Origin of the sequence: Brackiella oedipodis DSM 13743 (genome assembly GCF_000621025.1) — a bacterium.
GTDB lineage: Bacteria > Pseudomonadota > Gammaproteobacteria > Burkholderiales > Burkholderiaceae_B > Oligella > Oligella oedipodis.
On record NZ_KK211206.1, the window covers coordinates 13,756 to 40,677 of the forward strand.

Consider the following 26,922-nt stretch of genomic DNA (forward strand, 5'->3'; position numbering starts at 1 on the left):
GCTCAAAAAACTTTAAAGCACATAGAGATAAGCAAAAAGCTAGCCACACGATGGGCTAGCTTTTTTTGGTTTGATTCAGTAAAAATGATTCGTTTAAATGAAGTAACTTTACGCCATTTATCAGTGTCTATAAGTCTCTATACCTATGCGTCACTACGATCAATATTGACATTTTCATTAGCCCACTGTAAAAAGCGATCAACGGCAAACATGAGCTTAAAACCACATTGATTACACACTACAATCACAGAGTGCACGGCTTCGTCGACACTAGGTTCGCCAAAGGTATGGTCCTTATTACAGTAATCAGTCTTGAGGCTGGTGTAGTAGGCTAAGGTCCCGTCCTCATTAGCATTGACCGAATACTCTTGTCCCTGACAAATGGGGCAAGAGGGCGGTTGATTACTGATGACCTCCAAGTAATTAATAAAGTGACTACTTGTATATCGATTGTCTTGTTCTGAAGTATTTTCACTCATCTTAAACTCACTTTTTTAGTTACATTCTATTAAGTTTAGCAAAATTTATGAGGAATGATCGAGAGACGATAAAAAACCGCCTTTGTCAGGCGGTTTTGTAACGTTAACTGGCTTTTAGGATTTTTTCTTGCCGAAAATTGAAAAGACAGCGATTACTAAGAAGACAAACAATAAAACTTTAAAGATGGAGGCAGCGGCGCCTAGGATAAAGCCGCCAAAACCCAAAATACCAGAAATCACGGCTAATACAAAAAATAGAATAGCTAAGCTAATCATTAGATTCTCCAAATGAGGAATAAAAGTTGAAGTACGATTTAATGGCAATCATAACAAAATAAATCATTGGGCAACTACTTAAACCTTGCTTAAGCTAGCGCCTGTGGCTTTTTTGCCATAGGTAGTACTCAGTTGAACCTTAAGGTCAGCATTCGTACTGACGCCTCGCACCTAAATCTTACTATTCGCTAGGATGACCGAGAGGTAGTCCTAACGTGCATTTTTGTTTTAACACTAAAGTAAGGCTTCAGCAATATTTGTTACTGAATTTAAAGCCAGCTTGCGCTAAAATAGGCTGTCATTTCTTGCGCCTAACAGGCGTATAGCCATCTTCCAAAGTGCTGTTAATTGAGTTGGCGAATTATCGCAAGTACGCAGCACAGGTATCGCTAAGCAGTTATTAAGTAAATAAATCGTCTATGGCCTTAGAATCTAACGGTTATGTCTTTAAACCGCATGAAGTTCCCTTCATGGCGGGTTCGCCTGCCTCACCTGATCATCCACAACGACGTCGCTTAGCGTATTTTCTTATTGGGGTTTTTCTCGCGATTTATGCGGGGCTGATCAATGGTTTTACTCTGGCTTCACTGCCTTTATTGCAAGGGGTCTTAGGTCTATCTAGAACCGAAGGCGGCTGGCTACAGGTAAGCTACTACATGGTCTATGCCTGTATGAGTATTTACCACTTTAAGCTGCGACAGCATATGGGGCTTACGCCGTTTATCAAGACCACGCTACTCATGCTCATGATTAGCAATAGCTTGGATATCTTGACGCATAATTATGTGATTGCCTTGATCTCACGCGGGATTAGTGCTTTAGTCGCCAATGGGTTAATGCTCTTGGGCAGCTTCTACATGATGCAAAGTTTCCCTGGCCCCAAAAAACCGATGGGACTATTGATTTCTATCGGTATGTTCCAACTCGGTTTACCATTAGCGCGGGTGCTGGTGCCGTTTATGTATATTGACGGTGATATGCAAGCGGTCTATATCATGCAGTTTGCCTTAGCGATCATTAGTTTGGCGCTGATGATCCGCCTCCCGTTGCCACCTACGATTACCCGTAAGGCCTTTGAATGGATTGATATTTTTTCTTTGGGTTCACTCATTATTGGGATTGCTTTGGCCTGCGCCTTCTGGGTCTTAGGGCCAATTGTTTGGTGGGATACGTGGTGGCTGGGCTATTTAGCTGCAGGGAGTTTGCTCTTTACCGGGATTTGTGTGGTGATTGAGCGCCATCGTAAAAGACCGATGCTGTATATTAGTTGGTTTGCGACCAGCGATATTATTGTGTTTGGCCTAACCGCCGCTGTGGTGCGCCTCTTAACCTCAGAACAAAACGTAGGGGCCTATGGTTTACTCACCAGTCAGGGGTTGACGCTCTTTGAAATGATTGGCTTTAATGCCGTCATTGTGATCTTTTCAACGCTTGGTACTTTAGTGGGGTTATTTTCTGTCAATCTCGCGGATATTCGTCGGGGTGTGATCTTTGCCATGCTCATTATTGCCATCGCTTCTTTTATCGATGTGGGCCAAAGTACCGAATCCAGACCGAATCAGTTCTACCTCACACAGGCCATGATTTCTTTTAGCGCCTTACTGTTTATGCTGCCCATGATGTTTGAGGGGCTGATCCGTGCGCTGGCCCGTGGCGTCGAGGTGATTATGAGCTTTTCTGCGATTTTTGGTTTTTCGCAAATTATTGGTGCCTTAGCAGGCAATGCCTTGTCTAATACGTTTATTCGTTATCGCACCATGGCCCACTTTACGGAGTCTAGCGCGCATCTGACAGCCATGGATCCTCAGGTGGCTTTGCAGCTTCAGCAACTGCATCAAGCCGCCCAAAGCCAAACATTGGATCCGATATTGCAATCCTATTATGCCGTGAGCACCATGGCCTCAGAAGCCCAAAAGGATGCGACCGTGACGGCTTATAACGATTTATTTATGTTGATGGGGATTCTTGCCACCTTGGCGTTTGTGTTTGCAGCCTCTGCTTGGATTAACCGTTACTATCGTAATCACAATATTATTGGTGACGAAATCAAAGCCATGCTGAAAATGGCACAAAAATAATGCACAGTTTAGCCCTATCTTCGTTCATAATGATTAGGGGGGAATCTTGCCTCATATGACACCGTTTGGCAGCGTATAATGTGAAAGCATTCGCTAAGGGTAAACCAGAATTTTTAAGCAGAAGACGCGGCTTTCTGCGTTTAATCATTTAATTTAATTTTATAGTAATCAAATGCCAGATAAAAAAGATCACACCGAAACAGCCCATGCCTCTGACGAGGGCACTAAGATTGTTGGCTCTGACGACATGCAAGATAATGTGATGCAGACCCGCGATGATGATCCGCTCAAACAACTCAAAGACTCTGAGCAGGGCAGCACTTCCGATCAGTCGACGGCCAAAGAGGGTGCCAAAGCCGACGATTCTAAACCCGTGTGGTCAGCGGATGATAATAATCCAGGGGCAGACAAAGACAAAAAGAAAGCCTCTGCATCCACTAAAAGCGCCTCTAAAAGCAGTTCAAAAAGCGCGTCTAAATCCAGCGAAAATTCAGGCAACAAATCAAACACCGAAAGTGGTTGGAAGCCCAAACGTCACAACTTTATTGTGTCTTTGTTGATTGGTCTGCTCATCCTGATCGGTGTCTGTTTGATTCTCTATAGCTGGGATTTACCACCGTTTTCTTTTGCCAAAGAAAATACCAATAATGCTTATGTCCGTGGTGATACTACCTTGATCAGCCCTAAAGTTAGCGGTTACGTCGAAGAAGTGCTTGTACAAGACTATGACAATGTGATCGAGGGTCAGCCGCTCTTTAAGATTGACGATACGCAATATGCCGCCAAGGTCGAACAGATTCGCGCTCAATTGGATTCCAATATTGCAGCACTGAACAACAATGATCAACAAAAGAAATCCGCGCAAGCGAATGCTGAGGTGGCACGCGCGTCTATCGCCAGTGCTCAAGCGCAACTACAAAGAGCGCGAGCGGATTATGGTCGTGCCGCTGATTTGGTAGGGGATGGCTCGATCTCTGTCCGTGAGCGTGACCAATCCAAAGCCACGCTTTCTTCTTCGCAAGCACAATTGCAACAAGCGAATGCGCAATACCATAAAGCGCAACAAGATATTATTAGTGCCGATGTGAATCGTGAATCACTAATTGCCGCTGTTGAAGGCTCCAAAGCGAATTTAGCCGCCGCCATCGATGACCTCAATAACACCGTTGTACGCGCGCCTCGGGACGGGAAACTTAGCCAGGTAGGCGTTAAGTTAGGCCAATTAGTTAGTGCGGGTACACAATTGACCTTTATTGTGCCACCGGTTAAATGGGTCATTGCTAACTACAAAGAGCACCAAACGAACGATATGCATATTGGTCAAAAAGCCTATATCACGGTGGATGCTTTCAATGGTAAGCGTCTTGATGGTTGGGTGTCTGATATTGCACCGGCAGCGGCCTCCGAGTTTAGCGCGGTTCGTCCAGATCCAGGTACCGGTAACTTCGTTAAAGTCGCGCAACGTATCCCTGTCAAAATTATGCTTGATACCAATCAAGAAGGTTTTGATCGCCTCGCTCCAGGCATGTCTGTAGAGGTAAATGTATTGACAGATTCAAAGGCAGATGCAGATGAACAAGAATAAATTTGTCCTAAGCGTGCTCGCCACTTGCTGTCTGAGTGCGTGTATGCCAGCGATAAGAGATCTCCCAGAAAACACGCAAGTAGTGGCGCCGCAGTCATGGCGAGTACTCCCCGAAAATGCGGTGGCCGCCAATATTTCACCTTCATGGTGGCAGGTTTTTGGTGATCCAGTGCTCACCGAATTGGTGGCGCGCGCCGAGGCTAATAATACGGATATTGCGACTTCATTAGCTCGCGTCGACCAAGCCCGTGCTCAAGTGATGCAGGCGCAATCCTTGTTATTCCCCAATATTCATGCGGATGTAGCAGGCAAACGTGAGCGTAAACTCAGCCCTTTGGGTCAACCAAGCTACTCTAGCACCGGTGATCCTGGCTTTGTGGCATCCTACGAAATTGATATTTGGGGCAAAAACATCGATAAACGCGCCGCCGCTGAGCGTTCTATGGCGGCTATGCAGGCGGCGAGCGAGGCAGCGCGTGTCTCTGTAATCAGTGCCACAGTGCAAACCTATATCACGCTTCGAGCCTTAGATGCGAATTTGCAAGTACTGCAAAAAACTCTCAAGGCGCGTGAGCAATCCTTGCAGCGCGTGCGTTCTCGGGTACAAGCTGGTTATTCACCCCAGCTTGAATTGGATCAGGCGCGGGTACAATATGCGGCGACTGCCCAGCAAATTCCTGCCATTCAAAAGAATATCTCTGAAACCGAGAATGCGCTCAGTGTCTTGGTGGGCGAGGCGCCCCAAAGCATACCACGTGGCTTAGCCTTTGAGGATTTATTAATTCCAGCTACCCCAGAAAGTCTACCTTCAAGCTTGCTTTATAGTCGTCCAGACATTGCTCAGGCTGAATACTTATTGGCGGCTGCCGATAAAACCTTAAGTGCCTCCCGCAAGGAGTTTTTGCCTTCAATCAACATCACGGCCTCAGTGAGTCGTCTGTGGAATTCCAATCTGATCGACGATCCTTATAATCTTTGGTCGGTGGGCGGTAGTATCTTGGCACCGCTATTTACAGGTGGCCAGTTGACAGGGCAATTTGAAGGCGCTCAAGCTCGTCGTCTTCAAGCCGCGATTGCCTATAAAGACACGGTCTTGAATGCCTTCAAAGAGGTTGAAGATAAGCTCTCGGCGGTGCATTATTTGCGCTTACAAGATGAGCAACAACAACATCAATTTAAGGCCACAGCTGACCAATTGCATCATGCTGAGCGACGTTATCATGCGGGTTACACTGATTACTTTGAGGTGGTGGATGCGCAGCGTGGCCATTTAGCGATTCAGAGCAGCATTATTCAAACGCGCGCCGAAAGGCTCAATGCGGCCGTGGCACTTTACCAGGCGCTTGGCGGTGGTTGGCAAACCGGCCAACACTATGCAGGCAAAGTGACGCCAACAACAGCTACGGTGCCAGCGGCTCCTAGCACAGTACCAACTTTACCTACGACGCGCTAAGTGCTACGAGGCCTGGGCTTGTTTTTGAGACTCGAGCCAGGCGTCTGAATTAGGCCGTCAATGTTAGATATAATTTTATTTTTGAAATAGTCATATAGAAGCGAACAAAATGAGGACAAAATACGTATTTGTAACGGGTGGTGTGGTTTCCTCCCTCGGTAAGGGAATTGCAGCAGCCTCTTTGGCCGCCATCTTGGAATCACGAGGTTTGCGGGTCACCATGCTGAAGTTGGATCCCTACATTAACGTGGATCCAGGTACCATGAGTCCTTTACAACACGGCGAAGTCTTTGTGACCGAAGACGGTGCCGAGACTGACTTAGACTTGGGGCATTACGAGCGTTTTATTTCTGCCAAAATGCACAAGGCTAATAACTTTACTACGGGTCAAATTTACGAAAGTGTCCTAAAAAAAGAACGTCGAGGCGATTATTTAGGCAAAACCGTACAGGTCATTCCTCACATTACTAATGAGATCCAAGACTTCATTATTAACGGTGCCAAAAAAGCTTACGATGGCAACGCCGATGTCGCCATTGTAGAAATCGGTGGCACCGTCGGTGATATTGAATCTCTGCCATTTCTTGAGGCCGTCAGACAGATGAGCTTACGGCTCGGCCGCAATGCAACGGCCTTTGTACATTTGACCTTATTGCCGTATATCCCATCGGCTGGCGAGCTCAAAACCAAGCCGACCCAGCACTCTGTCCAAAAATTACGCGAAATCGGTATCATCCCTAACGCCATCTTATGTCGTGCCGATAGACAAATCCCAGACGATGAACGTGCCAAAATTTCGATGTTCTCGAATGTGCCACTCGATGCCGTGATTTCGGTGTGGGATGCTGATTCTATCTACAAGATTCCGGCGATGTTACACCAACAGGGCTTAGACGACATTATTTGTCATACCCTCGATTTACAAGCACCACCTGCCGATTTATCTAATTGGGATCGTTTGGTGCATTTGCTTGAGCATCCAAAACACGAAGTCACGATTGGCTTAGTCGGCAAGTATGTCGATTTAACCGAATCTTACAAGTCACTCACAGAGGCCTTGGTGCATGCAGGCATTCATACCGAATGTCGTGTCAATGTGCATTATATTGACTCCGAACAAGTCGAAAAAGAGGGCGTAGAGTGCCTGGAAGGCCTGAATGCCATCCTCGTGCCAGGGGGCTTTGGTATTCGTGGCACCGAAGGCAAAATCAAAACCATCCAATACGCTCGCGAGCATAATATTCCCTTTTTAGGGATTTGCTTAGGCATGCAATTAGCTACCATCGAGTTTGCGCGCAATGTTGCGGGCCTAGGTGGCGCCAACAGTACCGAACTTGATCCAGCCGCTCCACATCCTGTGGTAGCCCTTATCACCGAATGGAAAGACCGAGAAGGCAAGATCGAAGTACGTAACCAAGATTCAGACTTGGGCGGTACGATGCGTAAGGGGGCCCAACGTTGTCCAGTCAAACCAGATACCTTAGCGGCTAGCATTTACGGTGATACTGTTAATGAACGGCATCGACATCGTTATGAGGTCAGTAATGTTTATGTACCTCGCTTAGAAGAGGCTGGTTTGGTCATTAGCGCTCGTACACCTTCTGAAAATCTCCCTGAAATTATGGAAATCCCAAATCATCCATGGTTCTTAGGTGTGCAATTTCACCCTGAATTTACCTCTACGCCACGCGATGGTCATCCATTATTTATTAGCTACATTAAAGCCGCGATCCACAATCAAGAAAGTGCCGCGGCCCAGTCTGCGCAATCTGAGTGAGTACCGATATGAAGTTATGTGGATTTGATGTGGGTCTGACACAGCCATTTTTTTTGATTGCGGGTCCTTGCGTGATCGAATCAAGACAAATGGCACTCGACACGGCTGGGCGCTTACAAGAAATTACCCAGCAGTTAGGCATTCCCTTTATCTACAAAAGTTCATTCGATAAGGCCAATCGCAGCTCAGGCAGTTCTTTCAGGGGGCCTGGTCTCGAAAAAGGTCTAGATATCCTCGCCGAGGTCAAAAAAACCTTTGCCTTACCCGTCCTGACGGATGTTCATGAAACGTCGCAGATTGAGCCTGTGGCGGCTGTCGTCGATGTTCTGCAAACCCCAGCTTTTCTGTGCCGTCAAACCGATTTTATTCGCGCGTGTGCGGCAAGTCTCAAACCCGTCAACATCAAAAAAGGTCAGTTTTTGGCGCCAGGCGATATGATAAATGTCGTCAAAAAAGCCCAAGACGCGGCTAAGGAGGCGGGGGGTGATGGCCAAAACATCATGGTGTGCGAGCGTGGGGTGAGTTTTGGTTATAACAATCTAGTCTCTGATATGCGCTCTTTGGCAATCATGCGCCAAACGCAAGTGCCGGTTGTGTACGACGCGACGCATTCGGTGCAGTTACCGGGTGGTCAAGGCAGTTCCTCCGGAGGCCAAAGAGAGTTCGTACCCGTTTTAGCACGGGCTGCGATAGCGGCAGGGGTGAGTGGGATTTTTATGGAAACCCATCCTGACCCCGATAAAGCGCTATCTGATGGCCCCAATGCAGTGCCTTTGCACCATATGCAAAGCCTATTGACGGTGCTTAAAACCATCGATGCGAGTGTCAAATCGCAAGGCTTTTTAGAACAGCAATTTACGTAAATTGACTGATGCTCCTTAGACTTCGGTACAATGGCGCATTAGTTATCAAAAACACACTTAAAACTTAGGATTTTTATATGAGTGCTATCGTTGATATTATTGGTCGCGAAATTTTAGATTCTCGCGGCAACCCAACTGTAGAATGTGATGTCTTATTGGAATCAGGCGTAATGGGTCGTGCTTCAGTGCCTTCTGGAGCTTCTACCGGCGCGCGTGAAGCCATCGAATTGCGTGATAAGGATCAATCACGTTACTTAGGCAAAGGTGTTCTCAAAGCTGTCGAAAATATCAACACCGAAATTTCCGAAGTCATCATGGGCTTGGATGCTCAGGAACAAACGTTTATTGACAAAACCCTTATCGATTTAGACGGTACGGAAGACAAAAGCCGCTTAGGTGCAAATGCGATTTTGGCCGTGAGTATGGCCGTTGCCAAAGCCGCTGCCGAAGAGTCTGGCTTGTCTTTGTATCGCTATTTTGGTGGCAGCGCTCCGATGAGCATGCCAGTACCTATGATGAATGTCATCAACGGTGGTGCGCATGCCAATAACAGCCTCGATCTCCAAGAATTCATGATTGTACCGCTGGGGGCAAGCAGCTTCCGTGAGAGCTTGCGTATGGGCGCAGAAGTGTTTCATGCCCTCAAAAAGCTCATCAATGACCAAGGAATGTCTACCGCGGTAGGCGACGAAGGTGGTTTTGCTCCCAATGTCGACAACCATGAAGCGGCAATTGAATTAATTTTACAAGCGATCGACAAAGCGGGTTATACCGCAGGTTCCGATGTTGCCCTGGCGCTCGATTGCGCCAGCTCTGAGTTCTACAAAGATGGCCAGTACATCTTAGCTGGCGAAGGCAACCTAAGCCTAAGCTCAGAAGAATTTGCGAATTTATTAGCCACTTGGTGCGACAAATATCCAATCATCTCGATCGAAGATGGCATGGCCGAAAACGATTGGGAAGGCTGGAAAATCCTCACTGACAAACTAGGCAAAAAAGTGCAGTTAGTGGGTGATGATTTATTTGTGACCAATACACGCATTCTCAAAGAAGGCATCGACAAACATATCGCCAACTCCATTTTGATCAAAATTAATCAAATTGGTACCTTAAGCGAAACCTTCGCGGCGATCGAAATGGCCAAACGTGCCGGCTATACCGCTGTTATTTCTCACCGTTCTGGCGAAACCGAGGATTCTACGATTGCGGATATTGCCGTGGCCACCAACGCTATGCAAATCAAAACCGGTTCATTATCTCGCTCAGATCGCATTGCCAAATACAACCAATTGCTTCGTATCGAGGAAGAACTCGAAAACGTCCCTGATTTTCCAGGCGTAAATGCGTTCTATAATCTCCGTCGCTAAGCGCTGTAGATAGTATGCGTTTGTTGCTTTTGATCTTGCTGCTGGCTTGTCTGGCGATTCAGTACCCCTTGTGGCTCGGTACGGGTGGCTACGGCCGCGTTGACGAGCTCAAGCAGCAGCTAGCTCAGGCTAAACAGACGAATATCGACTTGACCTTACGTAATAACGCCATGCAAGCCGAAATCGAGGACTTGAAAAATGGTACTCAAGCCCTCGAAGAAAAAGCTCGTGGCCAACTAAACCTGGTCAAAAAAAATGAAGTTTTAGTGCAAATTCTCAGTGAGCACTCAGACAAAGAAGACATCATTCCACCCACTAAGGTACAACCCAAGCTGAACTCGAACGACAAAAAAGCCAGCTCCACTAAGGCCAACGAGCCCAAAAAAACGCCAGCGGCAAACCCTAGCAAAAAAACCAGCACGACCGCAAAACCAAACACACCGAGCAATAACAAAAACTCATCAAAAAACGCCGCAGCCCAGCCCGCCAAAAAACCGAGTTCCGCCCCCAAAAAGCCCGTTCAATAAGCCTCTAAATAGCCTCTAAATAGCCTTTTCTTGCAGCTTGGCCTCATACAGTTTACTCAGCCGAAACAAGCGTTCGCGCTTGAGTGCCTGAGCAATACTTAAGGGTTCTTTGCCGATTAACAGATAATCCGCTTCAAAAAAATCAAAGAGGGACAACATCAGCTCGCTGTTGTGACGCCAATACAGGCATAAGACTTGGTCTGGGGTATATAAGTTTAAGTCGTATTTTCGGAGTTCGGAACGATGAAAATCCTTAGTGTTCCACGTGATGATTGCCGTTGATTGTTGTGGGTTGCGTTCTAAATGGGCAATGCCACAAGCAATCACATGCCAGTCTTTAGGATCACTTTGTCTTAGGTCGGTTTCGTATTTATGCACGCGTCCCATATTGGCTTGGGGAAATTGCTTTTGCATAAAATCCCATTCTTGTTGTGCCTCCAGTTCAGGGATTTCCCAGATCCGACAGGCGTTGCGACGCCATTCTTCGCCAATATAATCACCCCAAACAGGACTTAGACATTGGTGTTGTGCAAGACGCAAAAATAAGCGTCTGAGAATATTCGAAATTAAGACATTGGTGTCGAGCACGACGGCTTGAGGGCTAGGGGGTAAATGTTGGGCGAGCATAGTGTAAAAACCTGTGATTAAAAAAAAGTATAAACAAAGTCAACGGTAAAAAACAAAATCACAAGCACATCATAAATTTTTAATCACTAGGGTTGATAATGGCACTAACTAATGGGTGGACACAGGGTTTTTGCGGCATAGTTTGCGCCGCATCACCCAGCGCTGAATCTTGAAAACTTAGATATTGGTCTTATATATGTTATATCTAAGCTTACAATCAAGCAGATTAATTTTTTAAGGTTTTAAATCATGAGAGCAGATAAACTCACTACCAGATTCCAACAAGCATTGGGAGATGCTCAAAGTTTAGCAGTTCGTCAAGACAATTCCTATATTGAGCCTATTCACTTACTTGTTGCCCTACTTAATGATACAGAAAGCGGTGCGGCCAGCTTATTAGCGCGGGCAGGCGTTCGCGTCAATGCCTTGCGCAATACGCTTAACACCGAAATGAAAAATCTCCCGACCATTGCAGGGGATACGCAGGCCATTCAAGTCAGCAGAGACTTGAGTCACTTATTAGATCAAACCGATAAGCAAGCTTATCAACGTGGCGATGAATTTATTTCGAGTGAGCTGTTTTTATTAGTGCTGGCTGATGACAAAGGGCCCGCTGGTCGTGCCCTCAAAGAGGCAGGACTCCAAAAACAAGCATTGATTCAAGCTATCGATGAGGTTCGTGGCGGCCAAAACGTTGACAACCCAGAGGCCGATGCCAATCGTCAAGCCCTCAAAAAATACACCACAGACGTCACCGAGCGTGCCCGCCTAGGCAAACTCGACCCTGTAATTGGCCGTGATGATGAGATTCGTCGCGCGATTCAGATTTTGCAACGTCGCACCAAAAATAACCCAGTATTGATTGGTGAGCCAGGCGTCGGTAAAACCGCAATCGTCGAAGGTTTGGCCCAACGCATCGTCAATAACGAAGTCCCTGAAACGCTACGTGGCAAAAAAGTCCTCTCGCTAGACCTCGCGGCCTTACTGGCGGGCGCTAAATTCCGCGGTGAGTTTGAGGAGCGCCTCAAAGCTGTACTTAAAGAATTGGCCCAAGATGACGGCCAAAACATCGTCTTTATTGATGAGATTCACACCATGGTGGGGGCCGGTAAGGCAGAAGGTGCGATGGACGCCGGTAATATGCTCAAACCTGCTCTATCACGTGGGGAATTGCATTGTATTGGTGCCACCACCTTGGATGAATATCGCAAGTACATCGAAAAAGATGCGGCACTCGAGCGCCGTTTTCAAAAAGTCATTGTCGATGAACCGGATCTAGAGTCAACCATTGCGATTTTACGCGGCCTCAAAGAACGTTATGAAGTACATCACGGGGTACAAATCACCGATCCTGCCATTGTGGCGGCCGCCGAATTATCTAGTCGCTATATTACCGATCGCTTCTTACCCGACAAAGCGATTGACTTAATCGATGAAGCCGCTGCACGTATTCGTATGGAAATCGACTCCAAGCCGGAGGTCATGGACAAATTGGATCGTCGTATCATTCAACTCAAAATTGAACGAGAAGCCGTACGTAAAGAAGAGGATGAAGCCTCTCGCAAACGTTTAGGCGTGATCGAAGATGAGCTTGAAGATTTGCAGCGCAAATACAATGATTACGAAGAAATTTGGAAATCCGAAAAAGCCGCCGTGCAAAGTTCTCAATCGATTAAAGAAGAGATCGAGAAGTGCCGTGCCGAAATGGCGGAATTCCAACGTAATGGTCAGTACGAAAAATTGGCTGAGGTCCAATACAGTAAATTGCCAGCCTTAGAAGAGCGTTTACGCGCGGCTGAAGAAAACTCGGAAACCAAAAACAATCGCTTATTACGCACAGAAGTGGGCGCAGAAGAAATCGCCGAAGTGGTTTCCCGCGCGACAGGTATTCCTGTCTCTAAAATGATGCAAGGGGAGCGCAGCAAATTGCTTCATATGGAGCAAGAATTGCACAAACGTGTGGTTGGCCAAGATGAAGCCGTCAATCTCGTCGCTGCTGCCATCCGTCGTTCACGCGCGGGTTTATCCGATCCAGGTCGTCCTTATGGTTCCTTCTTGTTCTTAGGACCGACGGGTGTCGGTAAAACAGAATTGACCAAAGCATTGGCGGGCTTTTTGTTTGATTCCGAAGAGCACTTAATTCGCATTGATATGTCCGAGTTTATGGAAAAACATTCCGTGGCTCGTTTGATTGGTGCGCCTCCGGGATATGTCGGTTACGAAGAGGGAGGTTATTTAACCGAAGCCGTTCGTCGGAAACCGTATAGCGTGATTTTGTTAGACGAGATAGAAAAAGCCCATCCAGATGTTTTCAATGTGCTTTTACAAGTCCTGGATGATGGTCGACTCACTGATGGTCAAGGCCGAACAGTGGATTTTCGTAATACCGTAGTCGTCATGACCTCAAACTTAGGCTCGCAACATATTCAAGCGATGGCGGACCAGCCCTATGATGAGGTTAAAGCCGCCGTTTGGGAAGAGCTCAAACAAGCGTTCCGCCCTGAGTTCCTTAACCGTATTGATGAAGTCGTGGTCTTCCACTCTTTGGATCAAGAACAAATCGCTAATATTGCCAAAATTCAGATTAATCGCTTGGCAAAACGTCTTGAACCCTTTGAGTTACAACTTAACGTCAGCGATCAGGCTTTGGCCTTCTTGGCGCAAGCAGGTTTTGATCCTGTTTATGGGGCTAGACCGCTTAAACGATCCATTCAACAATTGCTTGAAAATCCATTGTCGAATATGATTCTGGAAGGCGATTTTGCTCCTAAAGACATCATCAAAGTCGACAAAAAACCAGATGAGGAGCTCTTAAGCTTTTCTAAGCAAGCCAATCAAGCTACCTCATAAGGGGCGCGAACTGCTCATCAGTCTTTTCTCCAGACTGATAAGCATACTCAAAAGCCGCAGACCGTTAAGGCTGCGGCTTTTGTTAGGCTTGCACCATTTGTCCTTGGGCTAAGAAGTAACGACGATCGCAGATTTGTTGCGCAAAAAACTGATTTTGCTCAGAGAGTAAAATCGTCAGTCCTTTTTGTTTGAGGGTAATCAAACTCTGTGCGAGCTGATCAATAATAATGGGGGCGACGCCTTCGGAGGGCTCATCTAATAAGACCACATAAGGATTGCCCATGAGGCTTCGAGCAATGCTAAGCATTTGTTGTTCGCCACCACTCATTTGGCCTCCCAAACGCTTGCGCAACTTAGCGAGATTGGGAAAAAGGCTAAATAATTCTTCTAGGGTCCAGGTATGCACGGGACTGCCATCCGGCCATTTTCTGGGGGCTTGGTAGGCGCATTGGAGATTTTCTTCGACACTGAGGTCGGCAAATATGCGTCGTTCTTCTGGGACATAAGCTAGGCCTCGACGTGCGATTTGATGAGTACTCAAGGCCAGAATATCTTTGCCCAGAAAGTCCAACGTATGCGCTTGGTGCTTGACTAAGCCCATAATGGCTTTCATGGTGGTACTTTTGCCTGCCCCATTAGGGCCCATCAATGCCACTGCCTCGCCTTTATGAACCTGTAAATTAAGATCAAAAAGTATTTGTGCCTGGCCATACCAGGCCTGGAGTCCTTGAATATCTAAAATGACAGTTTGTTCAGAGTCAGTACATGAACGTTCAGACATGCTCCATCTCCGTGTCTTGCCACTGACGAAGTGACTGGCCTAGATACAGTGCCTGTACTTTGGGATCCTTTTGAATGCGTTGCGGCTCACCCTGGGCAATCAATTGACCTTCAGCGATGACTAAGATGTCATCGGCATAATTAAACACCATATCCATGCTGTGTTCGGTAAACAATACGGCCAATTGTTCTTGCTTGACCAAGCGGCGCACTAATTGCATTAGTTCATGTCTTTCGGCTTCGGCCATGCCTGCAGTGGGTTCATCCATCAATAACAGTTGTGGCCGATTGCTGAGAGCGAGGGCTAATTCAAGGCGCTTAATATCGCCATACGCCAGCTGACTGCAGGGCGTCTGGCGCAAAGCTAGTAGACCCACCCACTGTAGTAGGCGATCACAATCTGCTTCAAGTGAAGCGCAGGCTTTACGCCAAGGCTTGAATAACTGTTTGGCGGCACTCAATAAAGCGACTCGCACATTCTCTGCCACCGTCATTGACCAAAAACATTCAGCCACTTGAAAGGTGCGGCCGATGCCGCGTTGCCAGCGATGCAAAACATTATGCTTTTTGAGTGGCTGGCCTTGATAGAGAATTTGCCCGCTACTGGGCGCCAATTGACCACCAATCATATTGAAAGTCGTGGATTTACCGGCGCCATTGGGACCAATTAAGGCCAGCAGTTGGCCCTTGTGCACTTTGAAGGATAGGTCTTTAACTGCTATAAATTGCTGATAGCGTTTGCTGATTGCTTGTAGTTCTAAGACCACTTCAGGTGTTGATGTCATGATGTAGACCTCGTGTGCAAGCGCTCAAATAAACTCATCAGCCCCTTCGGTCGAACAAACACCAATAGCAGAATTAATGCCCCTAATAAGGCTTTCCAATGCTCGGTGGCACTGGTCACATAATCATGTAAAGCCGTGTACACAGCGGCCCCTAACCATGGACCGATAAGGGATTGCATGCCGCCGAGTAACACCATAATCAGGCCATCCACTGAGCGTGCGACGTCTAATTCCTCGGGTGAAACACTGCCTTTACTGTAGACAAAAAGAGCGCCGGCTAAACCCGCAAATAATCCTGCTAAAGCAAAACACAACCACTGAGTTTGTTTGACGCCAATGCCCAGCGCTTGGCTGCGTAAATCTGAATCTCGAGTGGCACGAATGGCCGCGCCCAAAGAACTAAAGTTCAGCCAGCGAATCAATAAAATTGCCAGGGTGACAATAAATAAGACTAAATAATAAAAATAAGTAGCGTCACCGAATACGCCATCGGGCCATACGCCAATCAGGCCATTTGAACCGCCAGTAAAGCCGTCCCACTGGAAAATGGTGGACCATATCAATTCGGCAAATGCCAGCGTTAACATGGCCATATAAATACCTGTCAGGCGAACACTAAACCAACCAAGAATAATGGCGGCGACAAACGCTCCTAAGGGGCCCAGTAGCAGTCCTAACCACATCGGAACCTCTAGGTTAAGGGCACAAATAGCGGCGGTATAAGCACCTAGGCCAAAGTAGGCCGCATGGCCAAAGGATATTAATCCTGCCGTGCCTATGATAAGGTGTAAACTGCTGGCAAATAGGATAGCGATTAAAATATCGATCGCCAAAATCATGACATAAGGATAAGTATCGGCGAGTAGGGGCAGACAACACAAAATAAGCAAACAGAGCAGTCCTAAACACTTAACGAAAAGCGGGGCAGGATAGAGTGGTTTATTCAGTCTAAGCTCTGGATTAGGGTGCTGATTTTTTTTGCCTAAAAGTCCCCATGGCCGCAAAATCAAGACCAACGCCATGGCTAGAAATTGTACGATTAGCGTCAGTTGACTAAATTCGATGGTGATACCAAAAATAGTTTGTGTCCCTAACCAGAGGCAGATGGCTTTGAGTTCACCGAGAATCAAGGCGGCCAAAAAAGCACCGGGAATGGAGCTCATACCGCCAATAATCACGACGGCAAAGGCTTCGCCGATTAAGCTTAGATCCAAGGCTAAGTTGGCGGGTTCTCGTGGTAATTGGATGGCACCCCCTAAACCCGCCAAAAAAGCCCCCAGAAAAAACACCTCGGTAAACAGTCGCTTCTGATTGACCCCTAAGGCGGCTAACATTTCTCGGTCTTGCGTAGCCGCGCGAATTAACAAGCCAAAGCGGGTGAACTTCAGTAAGCACCAGAGCAGTAGCAGTAAAAACGGCCCCAAGACAATGAGAAATAAATCGTAGCTAGGAAATTGGCTCGTCAAGAGTGACACAGAACCGCTTAAACCTGGTGCTTGTGGACCGAGTAAGTCTTCGGGTCCCCAATAAGCCAGTACCGCATCGCTAATCATGAGTAAGATAGCAAAAGTCGCCAGGAGCTGAAAAATTTCTGGGGCTTGATAGATACGACGTAGTATTAAGATTTCTAAAAGAGCGCCTAGACAAGCGACTAAGAAGGCCGCCGCCAATATACTTAGCCAATACGTCCAAACACTTAGAGACCATGCATGCGTGAGGCTATAAGCTATATATAAACCCAGCATGCAAAAGGAGCCGTGAGCGAAATTGACAATACGACTTACCCCAAAAATCAGTGACAAGCCCACGGCCATAATAAACAAAGAAGATGCATTAGTTAGACCATTGAGTAATTGAATGGCCAAACCGTATAAATCCATGATGATGCCTAGTCGTTAGGACGTAGTTTTTGAATTAATTCATCGTTGGGTTGTACGGCAGCGCCGTCAATATACTTGATATCTGTCATGACCCCTTTACCATCTTTGAGATCTAGCTTGCCGACATAGGCGCCCATGGTGGATTGATGATCAATCTCACGATAGTGGATAGGACCGAGTGGCGATGTAAATTCTAGGTCATTGAAAGCCGTGATGAGTTTTTCGGGATCAGAGGAGCCCGCTTTTTGCAGACCTGCGGCTAAGGATTGAATCATCATATAGCCAACAATAGAGCCTAAGCGTGGATAATCATGGAATTTGTCCTGATAGGCGTGTAAAAACGCCTGATGCTCAGGCGTATTGATGGCATACCAAGGATACCCCGTGACAAACCAACCTTTAGGAGTGTCGGCGCCTAAGGTATCGAGATATTCAGGTTCACCAGTTAACACACTCACCGTAGGTAAATTCTCAAACAGATGGCGAGTATTACCAGCTCGCACAAATTTAGTTAAATCGGTACTAAATAAGACATTAAACATGGCATCTGGTTTAGCATCTAAAACGGCTTGAACTGTGTTGCCGGCATCAATCTTATTAAAAGGGACCGCAATTTCTGTAAATTCGACATCGGGCTGTTTTTCTTTGAGTAATTGCTTGAACGTTTTGATCGCAGATTGCCCGTATTCATAGTTGGGATAAACCAATACCCAGCGCTTTTTGTGGTATTTGAGTGCCTCGGGTAACAGCATGGCAACTTTCATATAAGTGGAGTCACGCAGCCTAAAGGTATAACGGTTCCCTTTCTCCCAAGTCATTTTGTCGCTGAGCGGCTCTCCAGCTAAATAAAACACTTTTTTGTGTTTGGCAAAGTCAGCGAGCGCCAAGGCAATATTTGATAAAAAGCTACCTGCGAGCACATCGACCTTGTCTTTACTTAGCAATTGTTGGGCTTCACGCACCGCCGTGCCTTGATTACCGCCATCATCACGAATAAGCAGTTCGAGCTGTTTGCCGTCAATGCCACCTTGTTGATTGATTTGTTCAATCGCCAAGTCCATGCCCTTTTTGTAGGGTTCCAAGAAAGAGGGAATGGCTTTATAACTATTGATTTCACCAATTTTGATGGTATCGGCCAGGGCTAAGGAACTACCAAGAAAATATGCACAGGCACCAAGTGTAAGGCTGAGTTTTTTGAGATTCATAATGCGTGTCCAAAAATATATTGTTATATCTTTAACACGTTATTACATGATTCACTATTTGAAAAAGCACATACTAGTATTAATACCTAGATATAAACCCCTGTGATCCAATACGTTGGCTGAATTTAAGTGAGGCTAGCGATAAACACGAAATAACTAAGATAAGAGAAATCGTATTTATCCTGGCGGGCGATCTCAAGGATGAAAAATTTAAAAAAAGGGAGGCAATCAAGCAGAAAAATTGGCGGTAAAGCGTTTATGTTAAAACGTTTAAAACGCAAGAAGATAGAAAAGCGTTAGAAAAAGAGAAGAGAGAAGCCAGAAAAGGAAAAGTAGAGGAGACTGGAAGTCGATAAAGAAAAATTGGTGGCTCTTCCCCGACTCGAACGGGGGACCTGCGGATTATGATTCCGTCGCTCTAACCGACTGAGCTAAAGAGCCACTAATTGAAGCACTTACTGTGTACTATTATGTGTGTACTATGTTATGGGTAATTTATGAATGACTATCTATATAAGCCATGTAATTAATGACCATATATCATTCTATGTCATAAACCCATGATCTATTCAGACATAAGCTGACTAGACAAACGCATAACGGTAATACACATCATGCAGTAAGTATTAAATTATATATTTGATTGCATAATAATGCAAGTATTCCGACTGCTTTTTTTTGGAAAATTTACAATTTTTTGTCGTGTTTTTTCTCCTGTCGTCACTTTCAGACAGTTCATCAGCGATTATAAAGGATGGCGCGACCTTAATGAACGGCGATTCTGTGACCTCAGATCAGACTAAAGCAAGCTTGCTGAGGGCGAGTATTTATAGCGACTAAGCATCCTTAGTTATAATGAAAGCACTTTACAAATCTTTATTTTGGAGGGGTAATGTCGTTTACAAAAGAATTATGGCAGGCGAATCTGCCTTTATTTGAGGCCACGGTGCAACATCCTTTTAATCAAGCATTAGCGCAGGGCACGCTGAAGTTATCCGCATTCAAACATTATGTGATTCAAGATGCTCATTATTTGCTCGCTTATGCTCGGGCGTTGGCGATTACGGGCGCCAAGGCCGATTTACCCGAAGATGTGATCCAATTTACAAACGCGGCTCAAGAAGCCATTGTGGTTGAACGCAGTTTACACGATGGCTTTATGCAGGATTTTGGAATTACTAAGCAATCCTTTACAGAAACGCCGCTGACTCAAGCTTGCGATCATTACACCTTATTTTTACAAGCATGCGCTTGGAGCCAACCCTATGCGGTCACGCTCGCGGCAATTTTGCCGTGCTTTTGGATTTATGCCGAGGTGGGTAACGCGATCTTGGCGCAAAGCGTCAAGGATAATCCTTACCAAAAATGGATTGATACGTATGCAGGTGAGGAGTTTCAAGAGGCTGTCCGCAAAGTCTTGGCAACGATTGACAGAGTGGCCGAGCAAGCGGACGATTTAACTCGCCAAAAAATGCATCAAGCTTATAAGCGTGCCGCTGAACTTGAATGGTTGTTTTGGGATTCCGCTTACCATGAACGGACTTGGCCTGACATGACTAAATAAACCCGCCAAGTCGGGAGAGATGCACAAAAAAAGCGAGCACGATTAAGGCTCGCTTTTGGCGTTAGATATTGTTCTTTTTTAGTGTTTTCCCGTGCTACCAAAACCTCCTTCACCGCGGGCACTGGCGGGAAATTCTTCAACAATATTAAATTGCGCTTGCACAACAGGCACAATCACCATTTGTGCAATACGTTCCATGGCTTCAATTCTATAGGGCTCGCGGCTGCGATTCCAAACCGAAACCATGAGTTGACCCTGGTAATCGGAATCGATGAGACCGACCAGATTCCCAAGCACAATACCATGTTTATGTCCTAGGCCTGAGCGCGGCAAAATCATGGCAGCATAATTTGCATCTGCCAGGTGGATGGCAATACCCGTTGGCATGAGATAGCTCTGATTAGGCTCAAGGGTAATAGCCTCTTCAAGGCAGGCTCTAAGGTCTAAACCCGCAGCGCCTGCTGAGCCATAACTTGGCATAAATTCTTGAATGCGAGGGTCTAAAATTTTTAAGTCGACTTGCATGAGAGATCCTTTTTTGGAAAAACTAAAAGCAGCGCTTAGTGATGATGATGATGATGATGGCGATGGTGTTGTTGTTTTTTGCGGCGTGCACGCCAATACAGTGCAATACTTAAAATAACGACAATCAGCAAAATAATGAGGGCAATAGCGACGGCTAGTTCTGTGCCGCTGAGATGGGTAATCTTTTCTGTGATACGACCGCCAAAGTAACCGATCGCTAACCACAGGGGTAACCACAGGCAAGCCGAGGCTATGGTCGCCATCATAAAGGGGAATTTGGCAAATTCGAAAATCCCCGCAATGGCTGGCATAAAACCGCGGAAAGGTCCCATAAAACGGCCTGCAAAAATCGCCCAGATTCCGTATTTTTCGAATAACAAACGGCATCGCAACACTAGATTATGATGCTTTTTGAGATAGGGATTTTTGAGTAGACGGGGTCCATAACGAAGCCCCAACATATATGAGACCGCATCGCCTAAGATGGCCCCGATCACGCCACAAATCACTAAAGACCAGGGATCTAATACGCCGGTGGCAATGAGTGCCCCTGAGGCCGTTAACAAAACGGTGGCAGGCACGAATAAGCCAACAATGAACAGTGATTCGGCAAACGCCGCTACGCCCATGATGGGGCCGGCCCACATTTGCTGCTCTTGGATAAACTCCATGATCAGTTGGGTATAGTGACTCACGGTTGTCCTATTTTTCTTGAGTTCGACCAGGATAGTATTGCATGATCTTGTTGATCAATAATGGTGCAACCTCTTGCTTATCACCTTTGGCAAGGTGCTCGGCGCCAGCATCGCTATACAAAATCAGCTCGGTTTGATTTTGACCCAAGACTTTTTGGACCAAGTTACCCACTAATAAATCGATATTTTTGCGTTTGCGTTTGGCTTGCGCATACTCCGTTAAGCCTTCAGTTTCGGCCGCAAAGCCGACACACCAAGGGCCATGGTCGAGGCTGGCTACTTGCGCAAGAATATCAGGATTTTCGGCAAAATCGAGTTGCGGTAATTGATTGACCACATGTTTTTTGATTTTTTGATCACTGGCGTTTTTGATGTACCAGTCGGCAACGGCAGCCACACTAATAAAGATATCGGCTTGAGGCGCTCGTTGCATGACGGCTGCATACATATCTCGAGCACTGGTCACCGCTGTAAAGTCCACGCCATAAGGTTGAGCTAGGGCTGTCGGGCCTGAGACTAATTGCACTTGGGCACCCGCCCGTTGTGCAGCTTGAGCGATCGCATAACCCGTTTTGCCTGACGATTTATTACTAATGACGCGAACCGGGTCAATGGCTTCTTCGGTGGGACCAGCGGTTACCAGCACACGTAATCCTTGCATGATTTTAGGAGTAAAAAAGGCCAGACTCTCGGCGAGTAATTGAGCGGGTTCGAGCATACGACCACTACCAATTTCGCCGCAAGCTTGGGAGCCATAACCAGGTCCCCAGAGGTGTACTCCATCGGCCTGCAACTGTTTGACATTGCGCTGTGTGGCGGCATTGGCCCACATCTCTCGATTCATCGCCGGAGCAATGATGAGCGGGCAGTTACGGGCTAAACATAAGGTCGACAAAATATCGTCGGCTAAACCATGGGTGAGTTTAGCCATAAAATCAGCACTGGCTGGTGCCACGATAATCGCATCAGCCTGACGACTTAAGTTAATATGCGCCATGCTATTTTGAAGCTGCGTATCGATAGTATCGGTAAACACAGGACGACCTGATAAAGCCTGAAACGTCGTAGGCGTCATGAACTGGCAGGCCGCGGGCGTCATAGCGACATGTACTGTCGCTCCCAAATCCTGCAAGCGTCGAAGAAACTCTGCACTTTTGTAGGCGGCGATACCTGCAGTAATGCCTAGGACGATCTGTTTGTTGGCTAGCGGTTTATGCATGAGAGCCACCTTTAAATGATTTAAAAACTTCTTGGATAATCAAGAGCGCAGCGCCCACAGTGATAAAACTATCCGCTAAATTAAAAGCAGGGAAATACCAATCGTTATAGTAGAACAACAAAAAATCGATGACATGTCCATACACAATGCGATCAATGACATTGCCTATAGCGCCAGCCATAATCAAGGTCATGGCAAAGCACATGAGCTTTTGCTGCTTATGACTGCGCAACATTTTCAGGATGATGAGGGTGGCACCGATGCCCAAAATCAAAAAGAACCAGCGTTGCCAACCCGCCGCAGACGACAAAAAACTAAACGCCGCGCCTTGGTTATAGACCAAAATAAAGTCGAAAAACGGCAATAGATTGAGGCGCTCTAAATACTCAAAAGAATGCTCAATCGTCATCTTGCTCAGTTGATCTGCTGCAATCAAGACCAGCGCCAGCAGGAGCCAACCCCAATAGGGCACAATACGGCGCTCAGTCGTGTTGGCTCGGGCGGGTGGTGCTACGTCTACCGAGGTCGCCTTAGACATGGCGGCGTGCCTCACCTTCACCATAGAGATTACTGACGCAGCGGCCACATAATTCTGGATGCTCAGGATCTTGACCAACATCTGCGCGATAATGCCAGCATCGCGCACATTTTTGTTTGTCAGACGATGCAATATGGAAACTCAAACCCTCACCCGGAATCGCTTGGTACAAGGTGCACTTAGACACGATAAAGACAAAACCTAAATCTTCACCTAGACTATCGAGCGCCTCGTATTCCTCGCCTTCAGCATAGATATCGACTTCAGCTTGCAGCGATGAGCCGATGGCGCCTTCGGAGCGAGCTTCTTCAAGTTTTTTGTTGAGTAGACTACGCACTTGCAAGATAATGCGCCATTTTTGCGCTAATTGCTCGGCATTTTCTACAGTTGGCAAGTCTTCATTGAGCTCACTAAAGATAGTGATATTGTCTTGCAACGCTGGAAGGTGTTTAAGAGTCGTCGCCCGCAGTTGTGCCCAGGCCTCTTCAGCCGTAAAGGAGAGAATAGGCGCTAATAATTTGAGCAGTGTCATCGTGATATAGTACAAAGCACTTTGAGCTGAGCGACGAGCACGGCTATCGGTTGCGGTAGTGTATAAGCGATCTTTGAGAATATCCAAATAAAACGCCCCTAAATCTTCTGAGCAGAAAATTTGGAGTCGGGAAACGGCTGTATGGAATTCATACTTGCGATATTGTTGCAAGATATAGTCTTGTAGTTCCTTAGTAAAGACTAAGGCAAATTGATCCACTTCGGTCCATTGCTCAACAGCTAGTAAGTCTTTGCTAGCGTCAAAATCGTTGAGATTGCCCAAAAGAAAGCACAAGGTGTTACGAATGCGACGATAGCTTTCAACGACGCGTTTCAGAATTTGATCGGAAATGGAGAGTTCGCCTGAATAATCGGTCGCCGCCGTCCAAAGACGGATAATTTCGGCACCTAGACTATCGGAAACTTGTTGTGGAGCGATGACGTTACCCACGGACTTACTCATCTTGCGCCCTTGACCATCAACCACAAAACCGTGGGTCAAGAGACTATTGTAAGGGGGACGGCCAAACAACATCGAAGAGGTCAACAAAGACGAGTGGAACCAACCTCGGTGTTGGTCAGAGCCCTCGAGATATAGATCAGCGGGCCAGCGCAATTGCGCCGCGTGGGAACCATCAAATTGACCGTCTTTGCCACCCATGACATGAATATGGGTGGTACCAGAGTCAAACCAAACGTCTAAGGTATCGCGGTTTTTTTCGTACTGGTCAGCTTCATCACCTAATAAGTCTGCAACTTCAAGGTCTTGCCAAGCTTCGATGCCGTCTTTTTCGACGAGATCCGCGACTTTATGGAGCAACTCGACGGTATTGGGATGCAACTCGCCAGTTTCTTTGTGCACAAAAAATGCCATCGGCACGCCCCATTGGCGTTGGCGAGAGAGTGTCCAGTCGGGACGATTGGCAATCATGGCGTGTAAGCGGGCGCGTCCCCAAGCCGGGTAGAAATTAGTGGCTTCTATCCCTTTGAGGGCGGTCTCACGCAGTGTTTCGCCACCATCTTTAGGGGTTTTATCCATGCCCGCGAACCATTGACTGGTCGCGCGATAAATGACAGGCGTTTTGTGGCGCCAGCAATGCATATAACTGTGGTTGAGCGGGCTGACTGACAGTAAATTGCCTGCTTCTTCGAGCGCTTTGACGATTAATGGATTGGCTTTCCAGATATTTAGGCCACCAAATAACGGTAAGCTGCTGGCATATTGGCCGTTACCCATCACAGGATTGATAATGTCCGCATCGGCGAGGCCGTTTTTACGGCAAACAATAAAGTCATCTACACCATAGGCAGGCGCCGAGTGCACAATCCCCGTACCAGCATCAACGCTGACATAGTCTGCTAAGTAAATCGATGATAAACGATCGTAGCCTGCATCCGCTTGATAAAGTGGGTGATGAAAACGAATATGCTCAAGCGCTTGACCTAAACAGCTAGCGACAACTTGACCATTTAGCCCCCATTTTTCGAGAAGCCCTTGATACAAGTCTTTGGCCAGTAATAAATGTTCGCCACTGGCGATAGGCTGTTCTAGTTTGACCAAGACATATTCGACCTCTGGGTGAACATTAAGTGCTTGGTTAGAAGGAATCGTCCATGGCGTCGTGGTCCAAATCACAACAGCACCACTTGGGGCTTGTTCTAGACCAAAGGCCCGAGCGATTTTGTCCGCTTCGGCAAATGGAAACGCCACATCGATAGCTGAATCTTTACGATCGGCATATTCAACCTCAGCTTCCGCTAAGGCAGAGCCACAGTCAAAACACCAGTTCACGGGTTTGAGACCACGGAATACATAGCCTTTTTCGAGAATGGCCGCGAGGGCGCGGATCTCCGTGGCTTCATTTTTGTGGTTAATCGTAAAGTAAGGATCGTCCCATTGACCTAAAACACCCAGGCGTTTGAAGTCCTTGCGTTGGTTTTCAAGCTGCTCATTAGCGTATGCGCGGGCTTTGGCCATGACTTCACGGGCGGGTAAATTTTTGCCGTATTTTTTTTCAATTTGAATTTCAATGGGCATGCCGTGGCCATCCCAGCCTGGGATGTAGGGAGCATCAAAACCGTCCATATTACGGCTTTTAAGAATAATATCTTTGAGAATCTTATTAACGGCGTGCCCGATGTGAATATTACCGTTGGCATACGGAGGGCCATCATGCAAAATGAATTTAGGGCGACCCTGACTGGCACGACGGATGGCTTCATAAACTTTTTTTTCTTGCCATTCCTCAACCCATTTAGGTTCACGTTTTGGTAAGTTGCCCCGCATAGGAAACGCGGTGCTAGGTAGGTTAAGAGTATTTTTATAGTCCATGAATATCAAAATAATGTTGCGCTTCGCGAATGTCTTTTTGAATCGCGATCTGCATAGTTTTTAAAGAAGGAAATTTTTCTTCGTCCCTGAGAAATTGCAGGAACTCAGTGCATATGAGCTGGCCATAAGCATTGATACTGGCATCGAGTAAATGCACTTCAAGTAATACTTGGCCATTGTCTTCGACCGTTGGGCGCACCCCTAAACTGGCGACTGCCGCATAACAACGATGCTGAGCATCAATCACGCGAACTACATACACACCAGAACGCACCGCACAGTGCGGCATGACCTTAATGTTCATCGTCGGTACTTGAATACGCCGTCCCAATTGCTTTCCACGAATCACCCGTCCCGTGATGCGATACGGTTGTCCGAGTAGATAACTCGCTTGGGCCAAGTTGCCTTGTTCGAGGACATTGCGTAACTCAGAGCTAGAGACTCGTTGCTTGTGCTGGTCCAGAATATCTTCAAGACAATGAATCGTAAAACCATGAATACGGCTGGCTTTTTGAAGATAAGCCAAATTGCCTTCACGCTTATGGCCAAAACGAAAGTCTCTGCCAACAATGAGGTGTTTGATATTAAGGCGCTCAAGAAGCAGTTTTTGGACAAACTGCTCTGGGCTCAGTTGTGCCATTAGTTGATTAAAACGACTCAGCACTACATAGTCTACACCTGCTTGTCTTAAGCGCTCGACTTTATCGCGTAAGGTGCTGATTTTTGTGGGAATAAACTCTGGTCGCTTGTGGAGTTTGGCAAAGTATTCGCGCGGATGTGGCTCAAACGTCATGGCACAGGTAGGCAAATTCGGAGCGATGCGTTTGAGATGGGCGAGCAAAGCCTGATGACCGATATGAACGCCATCAAAATTGCCAATGGTCAGCGCACAGCCGTCTCTAAAGGCCACGGCACTGGGCTTGGGCAAAAAATAAGTAGAGGGAAGTAGACAAGAACTAGCCACAAAAAATTTTTTTAAAGTAATA

The 26,922-nt window shown here is 46.7% G+C and carries 22 protein-coding genes and 1 tRNA gene; 9 read left to right on the forward strand and 14 right to left on the reverse strand.

The features are described from left to right. Positions 1-143: 143 nt before the first annotated feature. Positions 144-479 (reverse strand): hypothetical protein, encoded by a 336-nt coding sequence (locus Q335_RS0106650; RefSeq protein ID WP_028357952.1) that lies wholly within the window; start codon positions 477-479, stop codon positions 144-146. A 114-nt stretch (positions 480-593) separates the two neighbouring features. Beyond that, positions 594-755, reverse strand: coding sequence for a DUF1328 domain-containing protein (locus Q335_RS10155; protein WP_028357953.1), 162 nt, complete (start codon positions 753-755; stop codon positions 594-596). A 419-nt stretch (positions 756-1,174) separates the two neighbouring features. On the opposite strand from Q335_RS10155, the gene Q335_RS0106660 reads away from it, so the two are divergent. From Q335_RS0106660 to ftsB, 7 genes are all read left to right on the forward strand, one after another. Then, complete coding sequence (locus Q335_RS0106660; RefSeq protein WP_028357954.1) at positions 1,175-2,833, forward strand: MFS transporter; 1,659 nt, start codon at positions 1,175-1,177, stop codon at positions 2,831-2,833. Between the two features lie 172 nt (positions 2,834-3,005). Next, positions 3,006-4,418, forward strand: coding sequence for an HlyD family secretion protein (locus tag Q335_RS09600; RefSeq protein WP_156929901.1), 1,413 nt, complete (start codon positions 3,006-3,008; stop codon positions 4,416-4,418). Next, the gene (locus tag Q335_RS09605; protein ID WP_084493576.1) at positions 4,405-5,871 is read left to right on the forward strand and encodes an efflux transporter outer membrane subunit; all 1,467 of its coding nucleotides are present in this window, start codon (positions 4,405-4,407) and stop codon (positions 5,869-5,871) included. Before Q335_RS09600 ends, Q335_RS09605 begins: the two co-directional genes overlap by 14 nt. A 109-nt stretch (positions 5,872-5,980) precedes the next feature. Further along, entirely contained in the window at positions 5,981-7,648 is a 1,668-nt protein-coding gene (locus Q335_RS0106675) for a CTP synthase (RefSeq protein WP_028357955.1), read from the forward strand. Positions 7,649-7,656: 8 nt separating this feature from the next. Then, positions 7,657-8,511 carry a 3-deoxy-8-phosphooctulonate synthase gene (kdsA, locus tag Q335_RS0106680; RefSeq protein WP_028357956.1) on the forward strand — a complete coding sequence of 285 codons (855 nt, stop codon included), beginning with the start codon at positions 7,657-7,659 and terminating at the stop codon, positions 8,509-8,511. A 77-nt stretch (positions 8,512-8,588) separates the two neighbouring features. After that, the gene (gene eno / locus Q335_RS0106685) at positions 8,589-9,878 is read left to right on the forward strand and encodes a phosphopyruvate hydratase (protein WP_028357957.1); all 1,290 of its coding nucleotides are present in this window, start codon (positions 8,589-8,591) and stop codon (positions 9,876-9,878) included. A gap of 14 nt (positions 9,879-9,892) precedes the next feature. Continuing rightward, on the forward strand, positions 9,893-10,405 hold the full coding sequence (gene ftsB / locus Q335_RS10160; RefSeq protein WP_084493577.1) for a cell division protein FtsB: 513 nt from the start codon (positions 9,893-9,895) through the stop codon (positions 10,403-10,405). Between the two features lie 15 nt (positions 10,406-10,420). Here ftsB and Q335_RS0106695 read toward each other — a convergent pair whose 3' ends face one another. Beyond that, the gene (locus Q335_RS0106695) at positions 10,421-11,032 is read right to left on the reverse strand and encodes a PIN domain-containing protein (protein WP_028357958.1); all 612 of its coding nucleotides are present in this window, start codon (positions 11,030-11,032) and stop codon (positions 10,421-10,423) included. 249 nt (positions 11,033-11,281) lie between these two features. Between Q335_RS0106695 and clpB the strand changes: the two genes are divergently transcribed. After that, positions 11,282-13,882: an ATP-dependent chaperone ClpB gene (gene clpB / locus Q335_RS0106700; RefSeq protein WP_028357959.1), complete on the forward strand. Its 2,601-nt coding sequence runs from the start codon at positions 11,282-11,284 to the stop codon at positions 13,880-13,882. Positions 13,883-13,964: 82 nt separating this feature from the next. On the opposite strand, the gene Q335_RS09615 is transcribed toward clpB, so the two are convergent. The 5 genes from Q335_RS09615 to Q335_RS0106725 form a co-directional block, all read right to left on the reverse strand. Next, the gene (locus Q335_RS09615) at positions 13,965-14,663 is read right to left on the reverse strand and encodes an ABC transporter ATP-binding protein (RefSeq protein ID WP_051532374.1); all 699 of its coding nucleotides are present in this window, start codon (positions 14,661-14,663) and stop codon (positions 13,965-13,967) included. Then, entirely contained in the window at positions 14,656-15,447 is a 792-nt protein-coding gene (locus tag Q335_RS09620) for an ABC transporter ATP-binding protein (protein ID WP_051532375.1), read from the reverse strand. Before Q335_RS09620 ends, Q335_RS09615 begins: the two co-directional genes overlap by 8 nt. Next, positions 15,444-17,327 (reverse strand): ABC transporter permease, encoded by a 1,884-nt coding sequence (locus Q335_RS0106715; RefSeq protein ID WP_028357960.1) that lies wholly within the window; start codon positions 17,325-17,327, stop codon positions 15,444-15,446. The genes Q335_RS09620 and Q335_RS0106715 overlap by 4 nt, the downstream gene beginning before the upstream one ends. An 8-nt stretch (positions 17,328-17,335) precedes the next feature. Then, on the reverse strand, positions 17,336-18,532 hold the full coding sequence (locus Q335_RS0106720; protein WP_028357961.1) for an ABC transporter substrate-binding protein: 1,197 nt from the start codon (positions 18,530-18,532) through the stop codon (positions 17,336-17,338). 364 nt (positions 18,533-18,896) lie between these two features. After that, a tRNA-Met gene (locus Q335_RS0106725) sits at positions 18,897-18,973 on the reverse strand. A gap of 451 nt (positions 18,974-19,424) precedes the next feature. Between Q335_RS0106725 and tenA the strand changes: the two genes are divergently transcribed. Next, complete coding sequence (tenA, locus tag Q335_RS0106730; RefSeq protein WP_028357962.1) at positions 19,425-20,096, forward strand: thiaminase II; 672 nt, start codon at positions 19,425-19,427, stop codon at positions 20,094-20,096. A 78-nt stretch (positions 20,097-20,174) separates the two neighbouring features. Here tenA and dut read toward each other — a convergent pair whose 3' ends face one another. The 6 genes from dut to Q335_RS0106760 are packed head-to-tail and all read right to left on the reverse strand — an operon-like array spanning position 20,175 to position 26,900. Beyond that, a complete protein-coding gene (dut, locus tag Q335_RS0106735) occupies positions 20,175-20,621 on the reverse strand; it encodes a dUTP diphosphatase (protein ID WP_028357963.1) in 447 nt (148 codons plus the stop codon). Between the two features lie 35 nt (positions 20,622-20,656). Further along, a complete protein-coding gene (locus tag Q335_RS0106740) occupies positions 20,657-21,316 on the reverse strand; it encodes a DedA family protein (RefSeq protein WP_028357964.1) in 660 nt (219 codons plus the stop codon). A 7-nt stretch (positions 21,317-21,323) separates the two neighbouring features. Next, on the reverse strand, positions 21,324-22,535 hold the full coding sequence (gene coaBC, locus Q335_RS0106745) for a bifunctional phosphopantothenoylcysteine decarboxylase/phosphopantothenate--cysteine ligase CoaBC (RefSeq protein WP_028357965.1): 1,212 nt from the start codon (positions 22,533-22,535) through the stop codon (positions 21,324-21,326). After that, on the reverse strand, positions 22,528-23,073 hold the full coding sequence (gene lspA, locus Q335_RS0106750) for a signal peptidase II (protein ID WP_051532376.1): 546 nt from the start codon (positions 23,071-23,073) through the stop codon (positions 22,528-22,530). Before lspA ends, coaBC begins: the two co-directional genes overlap by 8 nt. Beyond that, entirely contained in the window at positions 23,066-25,936 is a 2,871-nt protein-coding gene (gene ileS / locus Q335_RS0106755; RefSeq protein WP_028357967.1) for an isoleucine--tRNA ligase, read from the reverse strand. The genes lspA and ileS overlap by 8 nt, the downstream gene beginning before the upstream one ends. Further along, positions 25,926-26,900, reverse strand: coding sequence for a bifunctional riboflavin kinase/FAD synthetase (locus Q335_RS0106760; protein WP_425393518.1), 975 nt, complete (start codon positions 26,898-26,900; stop codon positions 25,926-25,928). The genes ileS and Q335_RS0106760 overlap by 11 nt, the downstream gene beginning before the upstream one ends. Between the last annotated feature and the right edge of the window lie 22 nt (positions 26,901-26,922).

What these genes read in the sequence shown, in the direction of transcription:
- Q335_RS0106660 (WP_028357954.1), top strand. Translation starts at nt 1,175, where the DNA reads ATGGCCTTAGAATCTAACGGTTATGTCTTTAAACCGCATGAAGTTCCC.
- lspA (WP_051532376.1), bottom strand. Translation starts at nt 23,073, where the DNA reads ATGTCTAAGGCGACCTCGGTAGACGTAGCACCACCCGCCCGAGCCAAC.
- Q335_RS09600 (WP_156929901.1), top strand. Translation starts at nt 3,006, where the DNA reads ATGCCAGATAAAAAAGATCACACCGAAACAGCCCATGCCTCTGACGAG.
- tenA (WP_028357962.1), top strand. Translation starts at nt 19,425, where the DNA reads ATGTCGTTTACAAAAGAATTATGGCAGGCGAATCTGCCTTTATTTGAG.
- Q335_RS09620 (WP_051532375.1), bottom strand. Translation starts at nt 15,447, where the DNA reads ATGACATCAACACCTGAAGTGGTCTTAGAACTACAAGCAATCAGCAAA.
- dut (WP_028357963.1), bottom strand. Translation starts at nt 20,621, where the DNA reads ATGCAAGTCGACTTAAAAATTTTAGACCCTCGCATTCAAGAATTTATG.
- Q335_RS10155 (WP_028357953.1), bottom strand. Translation starts at nt 755, where the DNA reads ATGATTAGCTTAGCTATTCTATTTTTTGTATTAGCCGTGATTTCTGGT.
- Q335_RS0106675 (WP_028357955.1), top strand. Translation starts at nt 5,981, where the DNA reads ATGAGGACAAAATACGTATTTGTAACGGGTGGTGTGGTTTCCTCCCTC.
- ftsB (WP_084493577.1), top strand. Translation starts at nt 9,893, where the DNA reads ATGCGTTTGTTGCTTTTGATCTTGCTGCTGGCTTGTCTGGCGATTCAG.
- Q335_RS0106715 (WP_028357960.1), bottom strand. Translation starts at nt 17,327, where the DNA reads ATGGATTTATACGGTTTGGCCATTCAATTACTCAATGGTCTAACTAAT.
- Q335_RS09615 (WP_051532374.1), bottom strand. Translation starts at nt 14,663, where the DNA reads ATGTCTGAACGTTCATGTACTGACTCTGAACAAACTGTCATTTTAGAT.
- ileS (WP_028357967.1), bottom strand. Translation starts at nt 25,936, where the DNA reads ATGGACTATAAAAATACTCTTAACCTACCTAGCACCGCGTTTCCTATG.
- Q335_RS0106695 (WP_028357958.1), bottom strand. Translation starts at nt 11,032, where the DNA reads ATGCTCGCCCAACATTTACCCCCTAGCCCTCAAGCCGTCGTGCTCGAC.
- clpB (WP_028357959.1), top strand. Translation starts at nt 11,282, where the DNA reads ATGAGAGCAGATAAACTCACTACCAGATTCCAACAAGCATTGGGAGAT.
- Q335_RS0106720 (WP_028357961.1), bottom strand. Translation starts at nt 18,532, where the DNA reads ATGAATCTCAAAAAACTCAGCCTTACACTTGGTGCCTGTGCATATTTT.
- eno (WP_028357957.1), top strand. Translation starts at nt 8,589, where the DNA reads ATGAGTGCTATCGTTGATATTATTGGTCGCGAAATTTTAGATTCTCGC.
- coaBC (WP_028357965.1), bottom strand. Translation starts at nt 22,535, where the DNA reads ATGCATAAACCGCTAGCCAACAAACAGATCGTCCTAGGCATTACTGCA.
- Q335_RS0106650 (WP_028357952.1), bottom strand. Translation starts at nt 479, where the DNA reads ATGAGTGAAAATACTTCAGAACAAGACAATCGATATACAAGTAGTCAC.
- Q335_RS09605 (WP_084493576.1), top strand. Translation starts at nt 4,405, where the DNA reads ATGAACAAGAATAAATTTGTCCTAAGCGTGCTCGCCACTTGCTGTCTG.
- kdsA (WP_028357956.1), top strand. Translation starts at nt 7,657, where the DNA reads ATGAAGTTATGTGGATTTGATGTGGGTCTGACACAGCCATTTTTTTTG.